The organism is Burkholderia cenocepacia, assembly GCF_014211915.1.
In the GTDB taxonomy this organism is placed as follows: Bacteria; Pseudomonadota; Gammaproteobacteria; order Burkholderiales; family Burkholderiaceae; genus Burkholderia; species Burkholderia orbicola.
Window position 1 is genome coordinate 1,015,782 of record NZ_CP060040.1, and the last position, 13,236, is coordinate 1,029,017.

The following is a 13,236-nucleotide window of genomic DNA, read 5'->3' on the forward strand; positions in this document are numbered from 1 at the left end:
GGTTCGTCAATCCGAATATCCACCACGCATCGGTGCGCGTGCCGGCATCACCGCCATCGCCGCGATCCGCGGCCGATCGTCAGCCTGTTGCGCAACGCCGACCGCGAAACCATCCCGTCACGCATCCCCGCGCCCACCCGCTCCGCGATCGCCGACACCATCCGCAACATCGGCTCGAACGCATCGGCCGACGTATTGCCGAAACCGAGCACGAGCCCGTTGCCGGCCCGCGCCGCATCAATCGCGAAACCCGACAGCGGAAACGGCCCGATGCCATGCGCGCGCGCCGCTTCGACGATCGCGCGATCGCGATACCGCGCCGGCAACCGCAGCGCGAGATGCAGCCCGCACGGGCCGCCCTCGACCTGGTGCGGCACGCTCAGGCTGCGCTCGAGCGCGGCGAGCAGCAACCGCCGCCGGTCGCGATACAGCCGGCGCATCCGCCCGAGATGCCGGCCGTACTCGCCCGTCTCGATAAAGTCGGCCAGCGCGAGCTGCACGTGGCGCGTCCCGCCGCGCAGCATCTCCGGTAGCGCCGGCCGCACGGCAGCCAGCAACGCGTCGGGCAGCACGAGAAAACCGATCCGCAGCGCCGGAAACATCGTCTTGCTGAACGAGCCGAGATAGACGACCGGCGAATCGGGCGCCAGCCCGTGCATCGCGCCGATCGGCTCGCCGGTGTGACGGAATTCGCTGTCGTAGTCGTCCTCGATGATCCACGCGCGATGGCGGCGCGCCGCGTCGATCAGCGCGAGCCGACGCGAGATCGACAGCACGGCGCCGGTCGGGAACTGGTTCGACGGCGTCGTGTAGACGAGGCGCGGCGTCCGCTCGCGCCAGTCGTCCGGTTCCGCGCGCAGCCCTTCGGCGTCGACCGGCATCGGCACGACGTCGAGGTCGGCCGCCTGCATCGCGGTGCGCGCGCCGCGATAGCCGGGCTCCTCGACCCACACCGTATCGCCCGGATTCGTCAGCAGTTGCGCGCACAGTGCGATCGCCCCTTGTGCGCCTTCGGTGATCACGATCTGCTCGGGATCGCAGCGCACGCCGCGCGTGACGGCCAGGTGGCGCGCGATCGATTCGCGCAACGCGGGCTCGCCGAGCGGATCGCCGTACGCCAGCAGCTCGCGGCCGGCGCGACGCAACGCGCGGTCGATCGCATGCCGCCACGCGTCCACCGGGAAATGCGACAGCGCCGGCACGCCCGGACGAAAGCCCTCCGATTCGCCGGTGCCGACGAGGCTCGGGCGAATCCGGCCGAGCCGCTGCGCGACGGCCGGCGGCGCGGCACGCCGGCGCGGCGGCGTGGGCCGCGACAGCCCGACGACCCGCGTGCCGCGACGATCCGATTGCAGGAAGCCTTCGGCGACGAGCTGCTCGTACACGGCGGCCGTCGTATTGCGCGACACGCCGAGCGTTTCGGCCAGCGCGCGCGTGCCGGGCAGCCGCGTGCCGGCCGGCATCGCGCCGCCGAGAATCGCGTCGCGCACACGGCGCAGCAACTGGCGCTGGAGCGACGGTGCGCCGGGCGTGCGCGCCAGCGGCGCATCGAGCGGCAGCAACGGTGCGTCGCCGGCAGGAAAGGCAGTCGTCATCGGAACATCGCAGCGTGAAAAAGTCGGAATGTGACGCACGGGTAAGCGTCGCACGGTGACCGGCGCGCGGCCGGCGGCCCCAGACCGTGGCACCATAAATTTACCGCTCACTGGCGCTTCTCATGGTACCTCGGCGGGACTACGATCGTCTGCATGCCGGCATGTCGCCGGCCGCCAACCGAAGCGAGATCGACCTTGCCCACGCTCACCAACGCTTTCCAGCAGCCCATCGGCCACCCCGTTCCCGACTGGTCCGCGCGTCCGCGCCCGGCGCGCATCGTGCTCGAAGGCCGCTACTGCCGGCTCGAACCGCTCGACGCCGAGCGCCACGCCGCCGATCTGTATGCCGCCTACGCACAGGCGCCCGACGGCAGCGACTGGACCTATCTCGCGCACGGCCCGTACGCCGACGAATCCGGCTACCGCGACTACGCGCGCGGCGCGCAGGCGAGCACCGATCCGCTGCACTACACGGTAATCGACCGCGCCACGGGCCGCGCGGTCGGCACGCTCGCGCTGATGCGCATCGATCCGGCCAACGGCGTGATCGAGGTCGGCTCGGTCACGTTCTCGCCGCTGCTCAAGCGCACGCCGGTGTCGACTGAAGCGCAGTTCCTGCTGATGAAGTACGCGTTCGACACGCTCGGCTACCGGCGCTACGAATGGAAGTGCGACGACCTGAACGCGCCGTCGCGCAAGGCGGCTGCCCGCCTCGGCTTCCGCTACGAAGGCACGTTCCGGCAGGCGATCATCTACCGCGGCCGCAATCGCGATACCGCGTGGTTCTCGATCGTCGACGGCGAATGGCCGGATGTGCGCGCCGCGTTCGAAGCATGGCTCGCACCGGAGAACTTCGACGCGCAAGGCAACCAACGCCAGTCGCTCACCGCGATCCGCCACGCGCAGGCCAGCGCGCGCGATGCCGCCGGACGCGCGAACGGCGCCACGCGCGTCACGGTGCGCCCGCTGGTCGCCGCCGACGAAGCCGCGTGGCGTCCGCTGTGGCAGGGTTACCAGAAGTTCTATGACACCGCGCTGAGCGACGCGGTGTTCGCGACGACCTGGGCGCGCCTGATGGACCCGGCCGAGCCGATGTTCGTGCTCGGCGCGTTCGACGCGTCGGGTGCGCTGGTCGGGATCGTCCATGCGATCTACCACCGTTCGTGCTGGACCGAAGGGCCGTACTGCTACTTGCAGGATCTGTACACGGCGCCCGACGCACGCGGGCAAGGCGCGGGCGGCGCGCTGATCGAGGCCGTGTACGAACGGGCGCGCGAAGCCGGTGCGAGCCGCGTGTACTGGCTCACGCACGAGACCAACACGACCGCGCGGGCGCTGTACGACAAGCTCGCGAACAATGCCGGTTTCATCCAGTACCGGCACGATCTGAAGAAGTAACGTCGCGCCGCCGCCGGCCGACGTTCAGCCGCGAACATCGGCCGGATGGCGTGCGTCGCCGTCCTCCGGCGTGGCGTCGCACGCCGCACCGCCCCTACCCGGCACCGACGCCGGGCAGATCATCTCGTCGCCGTTGGCCGGCACCGGTCGCCGCACCGGCCGGAACACCGGCTCGCCCGGCTCGATCGGCTGCCCGGAAAGCGCGCAGCGGCCGGGCCGCAACGCGACGCGCAGCCGCCAGCGCTGCTCGCCGTAGTGACACCGGCCGCTCTCGACCCAGCGCACCAGCAGTGCGTCGTCGCCCGCCTCCAGCACCGTGACGAACAGTTGCGGGCGCAACGGCGATGCCGCGGCCGTCGCGTGCTCCGGAATCGGCGCACGGCCGATCGTCACGAGCGGATGCGCGACCACGCCGCCGCGCGACGGCATCGCGTCGTCTTCGTCGAACGCGTCGCACGACAGGTCTTCTTCGCAGATCGGGCTTTCCATGGTGTTGAGCATGCTTGACGAATTTCCGTGCAGGTTGAACGACGCCGGCGCGTTCAGCGCCGGCCCATCGGTTCGCGCAGCAGGGACAGGCCGATCGCCGCGCCGACGGCGGCGGCCGCGAGCATCAGCCCGATGCCGCCCGACCAGCCGAACGCACCGACGATCGCGCCGATCGTCAGCGGCCCGATCACCTGGCCGAGATAGTTGCCCTGCACGACCCAGCCGATGCTGAGCGGCGCCAGCGACGGCGACGGGGCGGAGCCCGGCGCGCACGCGAGAATGGTCGCGGGCAGCATCCCGGCCATCGCCGAAAACGCGAACCCGAGCGCGACCGCGAGCGGCGCGGGTGTCGCGGCGCTGAAGAGGCCCGCGCCCGCCGCGCCGATCGCGACCGACGTCGCCGCCATCACGATCCCGGGTCGCGCCCCGCGCGACAGCAGCCAGCCAGCCGTCAGGTTGCCGATCACGCACGCGGCGACGATCGCCGCGCTGATCAGCCCCGCCGCGCCGATCGCGACGCTGAGGCGCTGCATCAGGAACACCGGCAGGAACGTCATCACCGCGAAGAACTGCACGTTGTAGGTCGCGAAGCCCAGTGCGAGGAGCGTGGTCGAGCGCGACGCGAGCACGGCGCGCAGCGCGGGGCCGATGCGCGTCGTCGCCTGCCGCGACGGCGCGTCGGCCGACGTCGTGACCGGCACCGCGGCCGCCGCGACGAGCGTCAGCGCCGCGGCCGCGAGCCAGCCGTTGCGCCAGCCGCCGAGCAGCGGCCCGACCAGCATCGACAGCGCCATGCCGGCCGGCATGAAGGTGCTCCACAGGCCGAACGCGAAATTGCGCCGTTCGGGCGGCGTCACGCGGTTCAGCACGGCCGGCGCAGCGACCACCACGATCACGAACCCGAGGCCTTCCGCGAAGCGCGTGGCCAGCAACAGCGCGAAGCTGCCGGCCCAGGCGCCGGCCACGCTCGACAGGCCGAGGATGACGAGGCCCGTCACCAGCAGCCGCCGGTCGCCCCAGCGCCGCACCAGCAGGCCGGCGGCGATCCCGCCGAACACGCCGACGAACGGAAACACCGACATGATCCCGCTCAGCGACGCGAGCGAGCCGCCGAACTCGTGCTGGAGCGACGGCAAGCCGATCGTCGCCTTGCCGACGTGCAGCGCCGACACGATGCTCGCCAGCACGACGTTCGCGACGGCGGCCCGGTAGCTGCGCGCCGGCAGCGTGGCGGCATCGGCCGCGACAGGCGATTCGGTCATCTTCACCTCCGTTGAAGCGGCGGCGTGCAACGGGATGTCTCACGCGACCGCAATCGGACTGGCGCACATGATACAAATTGAAGTTAACTTCAAGTAAAGGGGCAGCGGGCGCAACGATCCGTTTCGGCGATGGTGACAATGGCCGGCGCGACACGCGACGGCATCCTGGTCTAAGCTGTCCGCTTCGTCCGACAACGCCGCGCCCCTCCTTATGTCGACCGCCTCCCCTGCACCGGCCACGCTGTTCCCGCTCGACGAAGCCTGGACGGATTTCCCCCGCCGCAAGGCGGCCGTGCGCACCTTCATCGCCGGATACTGCGCCGCGCGCGACCGGCGCGACGCGCCGCTGCACGACGGCCCTGACGGCCATGTCGTACAGTTCGACGGCGCGATGGGCCGGCCTTTCGAACATTTCACGATCGAGGGGGCGCCCGTGTCCGCCGCCGGCCCGTTTGCCGTCGGCGCGTGGATCACGCGCTACGGCGCGGCCCCGCTGCCGCCCGCGCTGCACGGCAGGACGCGCCGGCTGACCGACGAGCATTTCATGGCCGCGGATATCGACGGGCTGTCCGGTGACGGCGCGCTCGCGCTCTCGCTGGCCTGCGACACGCCTGACGCGATCGACGCGTTCAACGCCAGCGGCGCCTTCCCGCCGTTCCAGCCGAATCCGGCCGCGTTCCTGTTCGCGCACCGGCTCGACGGGCAGATCGCGGCCACCGCGCGCTACGGCTTCGCGTCGCCGCGCGATATCGTCGTCGACCGCGTCGGAACGGCGGATGCCTACCGGCGTCGCGGCCTTGCGACGCAACTGCTCGCCGCGATCGTCGCGCACGCACAGCACCGCGGCGCGCGCCGCGTATGGCTCATCTCGACCGAAGCCGGCCAGCCGCTGTACCGTGCCGCCGGATTCACATCGCTCGCCGCGGTTGCCGTGGACGAAGTGCTCGCCTGAACGCGGATCGAGCAACGCCCCCCGTTGCGGTTCGTCTCGCGATTCGTCTCATTGCGCTGAGACGAACGTCCCGGCGTCTCATTTGACTCGCTGTTTCGCTGTCGCAGCAAATTCGGCGCCCCATTCGTTCCGAACCCCTTCCGGTCGGCAGAAAGTGACATGGTGCAACGCACGCCACGCGCACCGTCGACCGCCACGCACCACCGCACTTCACGCTGGCCCCGTTCCTGCATACCGTCGATCGCGCAATCGCGCGACGGGCGCACCGGCAGCATTGCCGCGCGCCCGACGACAACCTGACGGAGACAACAACGTGAGTACACCGGCACCCGACATCACATCCAGCATGAAGGCCGCCGTCTGGCATGGCCGCCACGACATCCGCGTCGAAGAGGTTCCCGTTCCGGAGCGCCCGCCCGCCGGCTGGGTCACGATCCGCGTGCACTGGTGCGGCATCTGCGGCTCCGACCTGCACGAATACGTCGCCGGGCCGGTGTTCATCCCGGTCGACGCGCCGCATCCGCTGACCGGCCTGAAGGGCCAGTGCATCCTCGGCCACGAGTTCAGCGGCGAGATCGCCGAGCTCGGCGCGGGCGTGTCGGGCTACGCGGTCGGCGACCGCGTGACGGCCGACGCGTGCCAGCATTGCGGCACCTGCTGGTATTGCCGGCACGGGCTATACAACATCTGCGAGAACCTCGCGTTCACCGGGCTGATGAACAACGGTGCGTTCGCCGAATACGTGAACGTGCCGGCCGAACTGCTGTACAAGCTGCCCGACAATTTCCCGACCGAGGCCGGCGCGCTGATCGAACCGCTCGCGGTCGGGCTGCACGCGGTGAAGAAGGCCGGCAACATCGTCGGGCAGACCGTCGTCGTGGTCGGCGCGGGCACGATCGGCCTGTGCACGATCATGTGCGCGAAGGCGGCGGGCGCCGGGCGCGTGATCGCGCTGGAGATGTCGGCCGCGCGCAAGCAGAAGGCGCTGGAGGTGGGCGCGAGCGTCGTCATCGATCCGAAGACGTCCGACGCGATCGCCGAAGTCAGGGCGCTGACCGGGGGCTACGGCGCCGACGTGTCGTTCGAATGCATCGGGCACACGGCCACCGCGAAACTGGCGATCGACGTGATCCGCAAGGCCGGCAAGGCGGTGATGGTCGGCATCTTCGAGGAACCGGCGCCGTTCAACTTCTTCGACATCGTGTCGACCGAGAAGGAAGTGATCGGCTCGCTCGCGTACAACGGCGAATTCGCGGACGTGATCCGCTTCATCGCCGACGGCCGCATCGACGTGCAGCCGCTCATCACCGGGCGCATCGCGCTCGGCGACATCGTCGCGCACGGCTTCGAGGAACTGGTCAACCACAAGGACCGCAACGTGAAGATCATCGTCCAGCCGGCCATCGCCTGACCGCCCGCGCGCGGCCGCGGCTTCGATTCACGCCGCGCCGCGCAGGCTCGCGCACCGCAAACGCAACCGCAAACGCATTCCGATCGGCGCCTTGCCGCGACGCGACGACGCGATCGTGCAGCGCGCCCCGGCCCAGCAGCGGTCGCGTGCGCCGATCCTTCTGGCGGACCATGCACTCGCATACCGGCTACAGCCGATGCCGTCGCGGCAGGCGACACCGCAACCCCGCACGATTCTTCGATATACTGAATCGAACCCTTTTCGGGACAACCGGGGGCAACCACGCGTTGCGTACGTTCGCCCCGACCTGCGTGGAATGGCGCATCGTGAAACCGCGAGCCGGACTGATTCTCGAACTCTTCGTCAACCTCGTGCTGCCCTGGGTGGCCTATCGGGTCGCGCATCCGTATTTCGGCGAAACCGGTGCGCTGTACGCGTCGGCGGTTCCGCCGATCATCTGGTCGATCGTTGAATTCATCCGCTCGCGCCGCGTCGATGCGGTGGCGGCCATCGTGTTGCTCGGCATCACGCTGTCGATCGTCGGCATGGCGTTCGGCGGCAGCCCGCGCACGCTGCTGATGCGCGAATCGATCGGCTCTGGCACGATCGGCATCGTGTTTCTGCTGTCGCTGTTCCGCGAACGCCCGCTGATCTACTATCTCGCCCGCGCCACCGTGGCCCGCGAGATGGACGGCGGCGCCGCGCACTTCGAAGCCGTCTGGGACGCGCAACCGGGCCTGCGGCAGATGCTGCGGCTGATGACGTTCGTGTGGGGCGCCATCATGACGGTCGAGATGCTGCTGCGCTGGTGGATGGTCGTCAACTGGCCGGTCGAACGCGTGCTGGTCGTGTCGCCGGTCATGGGCTACACGGTGTTTGCCTGCCTGTTGCTGTGGACGTTCTGGTACCGGCGGCGGATGCGCGTGCGCAACAGCGTCGACATCCCGGGCCGCGGCGGCGTCACCGAAACCGCCGGTCGCTGACGCGCGGCGCGCCGGCTGTCCGGCGGCGGGTCACGGCGCCTGCTGTATGATGCGCGGCGTCTCGTCCGCCCATCCGTTTTTCGTCATGTCCCTTTCGCTCCTTCCGTGTGCCACGATCTGGCTCGCCCTGTTCGCGGCCGCCGCCTTCGCGTGGCATCGCCCGCTGCATGGCCTGAGCATCGGCCTCGCCGCGCTCGGCTATGCAGGCGCGCTGGCGTTCGGCCAGATCGCGCCGATCACGCTGGCGCCGCTCGCGCTGCTGATCGCGGCCGGCTGGGGCGTGCTGCCCGAGCGCCCGCTCGCGGTGCGCATCATCGCGCACCTCGTCTTTGCCGCGCTCGCGATCGCGCTGAGCCTGCACCTGATTCCCGGCTTCCACAATCCGCGCGTGATCGGGCCGATCCACTTCACGCCGGACGCCGTGCCGTTCACGATGTACCTGAATTTCGACAAGCCGCTCATCGGCCTGTGGCTGCTGTGGGCGCTGCCGTGGGTCGCGCCCGATGTCGCGCTGTCGCGCGCGCTGCGCACCGGCGCGGTGGCGGCCGTCGCAACGGCTATCGCGTGCCTGGCCGGCGCGCTCGCGTTCGGGATGGTCGGCTGGGCCCCCAAATGGCCGCCGTCGGGCTGGCTGTGGCTCGTGAATAACGTGTTGCTGGTGACGCTCGCCGAGGAAGCGCTGTTCCGCGGCTACGTGCAAGGCGGGCTGACCCGCGCGTTCCGCGCGTGCTCATGGGGCCCGTGGGTCGCGCTCGCGGCCGGCGCGCTGCTGTTCGGCGCCGCGCACGCCGCGGGCGGCTGGCCATGGATCGTGCTCGGCACGGTGGCCGGCGTCGGCTACGGGCTAGCGTGGCGGCGCGGCGGCCTGCTCGCTGCCGCGCTCGCGCATGCGGGGCTGAACGTCGTCCACTTCGGCCTGTTCACCTATCCGATGCTCGCCGCCGCGCGCTGAGCGCGGCGACGGCGCCTGTGTCGCCCGCGCCGCCGCTCAGTTGAACCCGGCCACCGCGTGCGGCACGTACGGGCGTTCGAGCGTGGCGATTTCGTCGTCGGTCAGCTTCAGCGCGAGCGCGCCGAGCGCGTCGTCCAGTTGCTGCGGCTTCGAAATGCCGACGATCGGTGCGGTCATGCCGCGCTTTTGCGCGACCCACGCCAGCGCGACCTGCGCCCGCGGCACGTTGCGCGCGGCGGCGATCGCCGCGACGGCCTCGACGACCGCCTTGTCGGCATCGGCCGTCGCGTCGTACAGCCGCTGGCCGACGTCGTCCTTCTGCTGCCGTTCCGACGTTTCGTCCCAGTTGCGCGTCAGGCGCCCGCGTGCAAGCGGGCTCCACGGGATCACCGCGATGCCTTCGTCCTCGCACAGCGGCAGCATTTCGCGCTCCTCTTCGCGATACAGCAGGTTCAGGTGGTTCTGCATGCTGACGAAGCGGGTCCAGCCGTTCTGCTTCGACGTGTGCAGCGCCTTCGCGAACTGCCACGCGAACATCGACGATGCGCCGATATAGCGCGCCTTGCCGGCCTTCACGACGTCGTGCAGCGCCTCGAGCGTCTCCTCGATCGGCGTGCCGTAATCCCAGCGGTGAATCTGGTAGAGATCGACGTAGTCGGTGCCGAGCCGCTTCAGGCTCTGGTCGATGTCGGTCATGATCGCCTTGCGCGACAGGCCCGCGCCGTTCGGCCCCGGCCGCATCCGGTAGAACACCTTGGTCGCGATCACGACGTCGTCGCGTTTCGCGAAATCGCGCAGCGCGCGGCCGACGATCTCCTCCGACGTACCGTCCGAATACATGTTCGCCGTATCGAAGAAGTTGATGCCGGCCTCGACCGCCCGCTGGATGATCGGGCGGCTTTCCGCTTCCGGCAGCGTCCACGGATGCGTGCCGCGCGACGGCTCGCCGAACGTCATGCAGCCCAGCACCAGCTTCGACACGTCCAGCCCGGTCGACCCGAATTTCACGTATTCCATTGCTCGCCTCGCCACTCAAGTTGGGGTTGCGGCCGGATGCACGCGGCATCCGCCAGACGTCGCATGGTATCCCGCACGCCGCGAACGCGTATGAGCGCGCGCCGCGTGCAGGCTGCGTGAAAGGTTGAACCTCGAAGGATGAACCGGGCGCCCCGGTTACTTGGCCTGGTCGGCGAGCGGCTGCAGGAACGCGGAGAAGCCGGTCAGCATGATCTGCACGCCGATGCACAGCAGCAGGAACGCCGACACGCGCTTCGCGACCTTGGTCCCCTCGCTGCCGAGGTAGCGTGCGAGCAGCGCGGAGCGGCTGTAGACCTGCCAGATCACGAGCGCGACGAGCACGGACACGGCGATCGACACGATGCTCGACAGCATGAATTCCGACAGCTTGTGCGTGCGGTTCGCGTTCAGCGCGATCGCGGTCGCGATCGAGCCGGGGCCGACCGTCAGCGGCACGGTCAACGGGAAGAACGCGCGCGTCATGATCGCGTTCGCGTCGATCGGCTTGACCGGCGTATCGCCGCCGCCCGGCCCGTCGGGTTCGTTCAGCATCTGCCAGCCGGCCACGGCGACCGCGAAGCCGCCGCCGATCCGCAGCGCTTCCATCGAGATCCCGAAGAAATGCAGCACCGGCGTGCCGGCGAAGAACGCGACCATCAGCACGACGAACGCATTGAACGCGACCTTCCTCGCGAGCAGATCCCGTTCGTGCGCGGTGAGCGTCTCGGTCCGTTCGAGAAACAGGAACGCGATGCCGATCGGATTGATGATGCCGATCAGGCCGGTAAAGCCGAACAGGATCTCGGAGACAAGGCGGTTGACGATCATCGTGCGAAGCATCGGTCGGAACGGGGCCGGCAGCGCCGGGGGTCACGCATTGTAGTGCAAGCGCTCGCGCCCGAGACGCAAAATGCCGCCGGCCCGGCTTCGCCGTCGATCGTCGTGGAGGTTCGTCGTGCAGCCTTATTCGGCGCCCGCCTCCCACGCCGGCGGCCGCTTTGCGAAGAAGGCCGCGAAGCCCTCCTTCGCTTCCGGCGTCGCACGCACGCGGGAGATCGTCTGCGCGGTGAACGCCGCGCGTTCGTCCGACGGCGGGTACTCGCCGATCGCGTCGAAAAAGCGCTTGATCTCCATCAGCGCGTGCGGGCCGTTGCGGCCCAACTCCGCGAGCGTGCGCTCGAGCGTGTCGTCGAGCGCATCGAGCGGCACGGCCTGATGGATCAGGCCGATCGCGACGGCTTCGGCGGCCGCGAGCTGCGTCGCGGTCAGCGCGAGCCGGCGCGCCTGGCGCTGGCCGACCGCCTCGACCAGATACGGGCCGATCACGGCCGGCAGGATGCCGAAGCGCGCCTCGCTGACCGAAAAGCGCGCGTGGTCGCTCGCAATCACGATGTCGCACGCCGCGCACAGGCCCACACCGCCGCCGAACGCGTGGCCCTGCACGCGCGCGACCGTCGGTTTCGGGCACTGCCGGATCGCGCGCATCATCGCGGCGAACCGCTCGGCGTCGCGCAGATTCGCGGCCGCATCGTTCGCGCTCGCGCGCTGCATCCACTGCAGGTCGGCGCCCGCGCAAAAGGCGCGGCCATCCGAACGCAGCACGATCGCGCGCACGTCGTCGCGTCGGCCGAGCGCCGTGAAGGCCTCGGTGAGTTCCGCGATCATCGCCTCGTCGAACGCGTTCAGCACGTCGCCGCGCTGCAGCGCGACGGTCGCGATGCCGCGTGCATCGACCGTGACGGCCAGGGTCTTCAATCCATCCATCGAACCATTTCCTCAGGTAGAACTGCACACATCGAAATCACGCCGCCTGGCGGCGATCGATCACGCGGCGCGCCTTGCCGGTCGCGGTCGCCGGGATACCGCCGGCTGCCAGCACCGTCACGCCGGACGACACGCCGACCATCGTCTTGATCCGGTGTTGCAGCTCGCGCGCGAGTGCCCCGCGATCGCCGTCGCTCACCGACGCCGCCGCCTCGGAACGCAACTCGACCGCGAGGTCGAGCCGGTCCATGTGACCGTCGCGCGACAGCGTGATCTGGAACTGGCCCGACAACTGCGGCAGCGCGACGACGATCTCCTCGATCTGGCTCGGGAACACGTTCACGCCGCGCACGATCAGCATGTCGTCGGAGCGGCCCGTGATCTTCGCGAGCCGGCGCATCGCGCGCGCGGTCGGCGGCAGCAGCGCGGTGAGGTCGCGCGTGCGGTAGCGGATCACCGGCATCGCCTCCTTCGTCAACGACGTGAACACGAGCTCGCCCTGGCTGCCGTCGGGCAGCACTTCACCGGTGACGGGGTCGATGATCTCCGGGTAGAAATGGTCTTCCCAGATCACCGGGCCGTCCTTCGTCTCGACGCATTCGCACGCGACGCCCGGGCCCATCACTTCCGACAGCCCGTAGATGTCGAGCGCGTCGATGCCCACGCGCGTCTCCACTTCGTCGCGCAGCGCCTGCGTCCACGGCTCGGCGCCGAAGATGCCGATCTTCAGCGACGATTCGGCCGGGTCCATTCCCTGCCGCACCATCTCGTCGATCAGGTTCAGCATGTAAGACGGCGTGACGAGGATGATCTTCGGCTCGAAATCGCGAATCAGCTGCACCTGTTTCTCGGTCTGCCCGCCGGACATCGGCACGACCATGCAGCCGAGCCGCTCCGCGCCGTAGTGAATCCCGAGACCGCCGGTGAAGAGACCATAGCCGAACGCGTTGTGCAGCGTATCGCCCGGGCGGCCGCCGGCCGCGCGGATCGAGCGCGCGGTCACGTTCGCCCACGTGTCGATGTCGCGCGCGGTGTAGCCGACCACGGTCGGCTTGCCGGTCGTGCCGCTCGACGCGTGCACGCGCACGACCTGCTCGCGCGGCATCGCGAAGAGGCCGAACGGATAGTTGTCGCGCAGGTCGGTCTTGGTCGAGAACGGGAATTTCGCGAGATCGGCGAGCGACTTCAGGTCGTCCGGATGCACGCCCGCCGCATCGAACGTGCGCCGATAGTGCGGGACGTTGTCGTATGCGTGGCGCAGCGACCATTTGAGGCGTTCGAGCTGCAGCGCCTGCAGTTCGTCGCGGCTGGCGGTCTCGATCGGCTCGAGGGCGGCGGCGGGATGCGTCGGGTGAGTCATCGGGGTGCTCCTCCAGTGGAGTGGTCGTTGTCGTGTTCGAAGTGACGGCGCGG

Annotated in this window: 12 protein-coding genes; 5 read left to right on the top strand and 7 right to left on the bottom strand. The window is 69.7% G+C overall.

Translation table 11 applies throughout. The annotated features are described in order from the left end of the window. Window positions 1-47: 47 nt before the first annotated feature. Complete coding sequence (locus SY91_RS21085; protein WP_260632482.1) at window positions 48-1,595, bottom strand: PLP-dependent aminotransferase family protein; 1,548 nt, start codon at window positions 1,593-1,595, stop codon at window positions 48-50. Between the two features lie 195 nt (window positions 1,596-1,790). Here SY91_RS21085 and SY91_RS21090 point away from each other — a divergent pair, with 195 nt between their 5' ends. After that, window positions 1,791-2,993, top strand: a complete 1,203-nt coding sequence (locus SY91_RS21090; RefSeq protein WP_185921346.1) for a GNAT family N-acetyltransferase — start codon at window positions 1,791-1,793, stop codon at window positions 2,991-2,993. Window positions 2,994-3,017: 24 nt separating this feature from the next. Here the strand turns inward: SY91_RS21090 and SY91_RS21095 are convergent, their stop codons facing one another. Both SY91_RS21095 and SY91_RS21100 read right to left on the bottom strand, forming a co-directional pair. Further along, a complete protein-coding gene (locus SY91_RS21095) occupies window positions 3,018-3,494 on the bottom strand; it encodes a DUF3331 domain-containing protein (RefSeq protein ID WP_185921347.1) in 477 nt (158 codons plus the stop codon). 41 nt (window positions 3,495-3,535) lie between these two features. Further along, a complete protein-coding gene (locus tag SY91_RS21100) occupies window positions 3,536-4,744 on the bottom strand; it encodes a CynX/NimT family MFS transporter (RefSeq protein ID WP_185921348.1) in 1,209 nt (402 codons plus the stop codon). A 211-nt stretch (window positions 4,745-4,955) separates the two neighbouring features. Between SY91_RS21100 and SY91_RS21105 the strand changes: the two genes are divergently transcribed. From SY91_RS21105 to SY91_RS21120, 4 genes are all read left to right on the top strand, one after another. Beyond that, window positions 4,956-5,696 (top strand): GNAT family N-acetyltransferase, encoded by a 741-nt coding sequence (locus SY91_RS21105; RefSeq protein WP_124592103.1) that lies wholly within the window; start codon window positions 4,956-4,958, stop codon window positions 5,694-5,696. Window positions 5,697-6,042: 346 nt separating this feature from the next. After that, complete coding sequence (locus SY91_RS21110; RefSeq protein ID WP_006478912.1) at window positions 6,043-7,107, top strand: 2,3-butanediol dehydrogenase; 1,065 nt, start codon at window positions 6,043-6,045, stop codon at window positions 7,105-7,107. Window positions 7,108-7,433: 326 nt separating this feature from the next. Further along, entirely contained in the window at window positions 7,434-8,090 is a 657-nt protein-coding gene (locus tag SY91_RS21115; RefSeq protein WP_011547589.1) for a VC0807 family protein, read from the top strand. Between the two features lie 85 nt (window positions 8,091-8,175). Beyond that, window positions 8,176-9,042, top strand: coding sequence for a type II CAAX prenyl endopeptidase Rce1 family protein (locus tag SY91_RS21120; RefSeq protein ID WP_034175267.1), 867 nt, complete (start codon window positions 8,176-8,178; stop codon window positions 9,040-9,042). A 36-nt stretch (window positions 9,043-9,078) separates the two neighbouring features. Here the strand turns inward: SY91_RS21120 and SY91_RS21125 are convergent, their stop codons facing one another. The 4 genes from SY91_RS21125 to paaK form a co-directional block, all read right to left on the bottom strand. Beyond that, on the bottom strand, window positions 9,079-10,059 hold the full coding sequence (locus tag SY91_RS21125) for an aldo/keto reductase (protein WP_185921349.1): 981 nt from the start codon (window positions 10,057-10,059) through the stop codon (window positions 9,079-9,081). A gap of 156 nt (window positions 10,060-10,215) precedes the next feature. Beyond that, window positions 10,216-10,887 carry a MarC family protein gene (locus SY91_RS21130; protein WP_027806145.1) on the bottom strand — a complete coding sequence of 224 codons (672 nt, stop codon included), beginning with the start codon at window positions 10,885-10,887 and terminating at the stop codon, window positions 10,216-10,218. 135 nt (window positions 10,888-11,022) lie between these two features. After that, window positions 11,023-11,823 carry an enoyl-CoA hydratase-related protein gene (locus SY91_RS21135; RefSeq protein WP_006478907.1) on the bottom strand — a complete coding sequence of 267 codons (801 nt, stop codon included), beginning with the start codon at window positions 11,821-11,823 and terminating at the stop codon, window positions 11,023-11,025. Window positions 11,824-11,860: 37 nt separating this feature from the next. Then, a complete protein-coding gene (gene paaK / locus SY91_RS21140; protein WP_185921350.1) occupies window positions 11,861-13,183 on the bottom strand; it encodes a phenylacetate--CoA ligase PaaK in 1,323 nt (440 codons plus the stop codon). Window positions 13,184-13,236 lie beyond the last annotated feature (53 nt).

Bases quoted from the DNA above. Each gene is read 5' to 3' on its own strand.
- SY91_RS21095 (WP_185921347.1), bottom strand. From the start codon at position 3,494: ATGCTCAACACCATGGAAAGCCCGATCTGCGAAGAAGACCTGTCGTGC.
- SY91_RS21135 (WP_006478907.1), bottom strand. From the start codon at position 11,823: ATGGATGGATTGAAGACCCTGGCCGTCACGGTCGATGCACGCGGCATC.
- SY91_RS21130 (WP_027806145.1), bottom strand. From the start codon at position 10,887: ATGATCGTCAACCGCCTTGTCTCCGAGATCCTGTTCGGCTTTACCGGC.
- paaK (WP_185921350.1), bottom strand. From the start codon at position 13,183: ATGACTCACCCGACGCATCCCGCCGCCGCCCTCGAGCCGATCGAGACC.
- SY91_RS21105 (WP_124592103.1), top strand. From the start codon at position 4,956: ATGTCGACCGCCTCCCCTGCACCGGCCACGCTGTTCCCGCTCGACGAA.
- SY91_RS21125 (WP_185921349.1), bottom strand. From the start codon at position 10,059: ATGGAATACGTGAAATTCGGGTCGACCGGGCTGGACGTGTCGAAGCTG.
- SY91_RS21120 (WP_034175267.1), top strand. From the start codon at position 8,176: ATGTCCCTTTCGCTCCTTCCGTGTGCCACGATCTGGCTCGCCCTGTTC.
- SY91_RS21100 (WP_185921348.1), bottom strand. From the start codon at position 4,744: ATGACCGAATCGCCTGTCGCGGCCGATGCCGCCACGCTGCCGGCGCGC.
- SY91_RS21110 (WP_006478912.1), top strand. From the start codon at position 6,043: ATGAAGGCCGCCGTCTGGCATGGCCGCCACGACATCCGCGTCGAAGAG.
- SY91_RS21085 (WP_260632482.1), bottom strand. From the start codon at position 1,595: ATGACGACTGCCTTTCCTGCCGGCGACGCACCGTTGCTGCCGCTCGAT.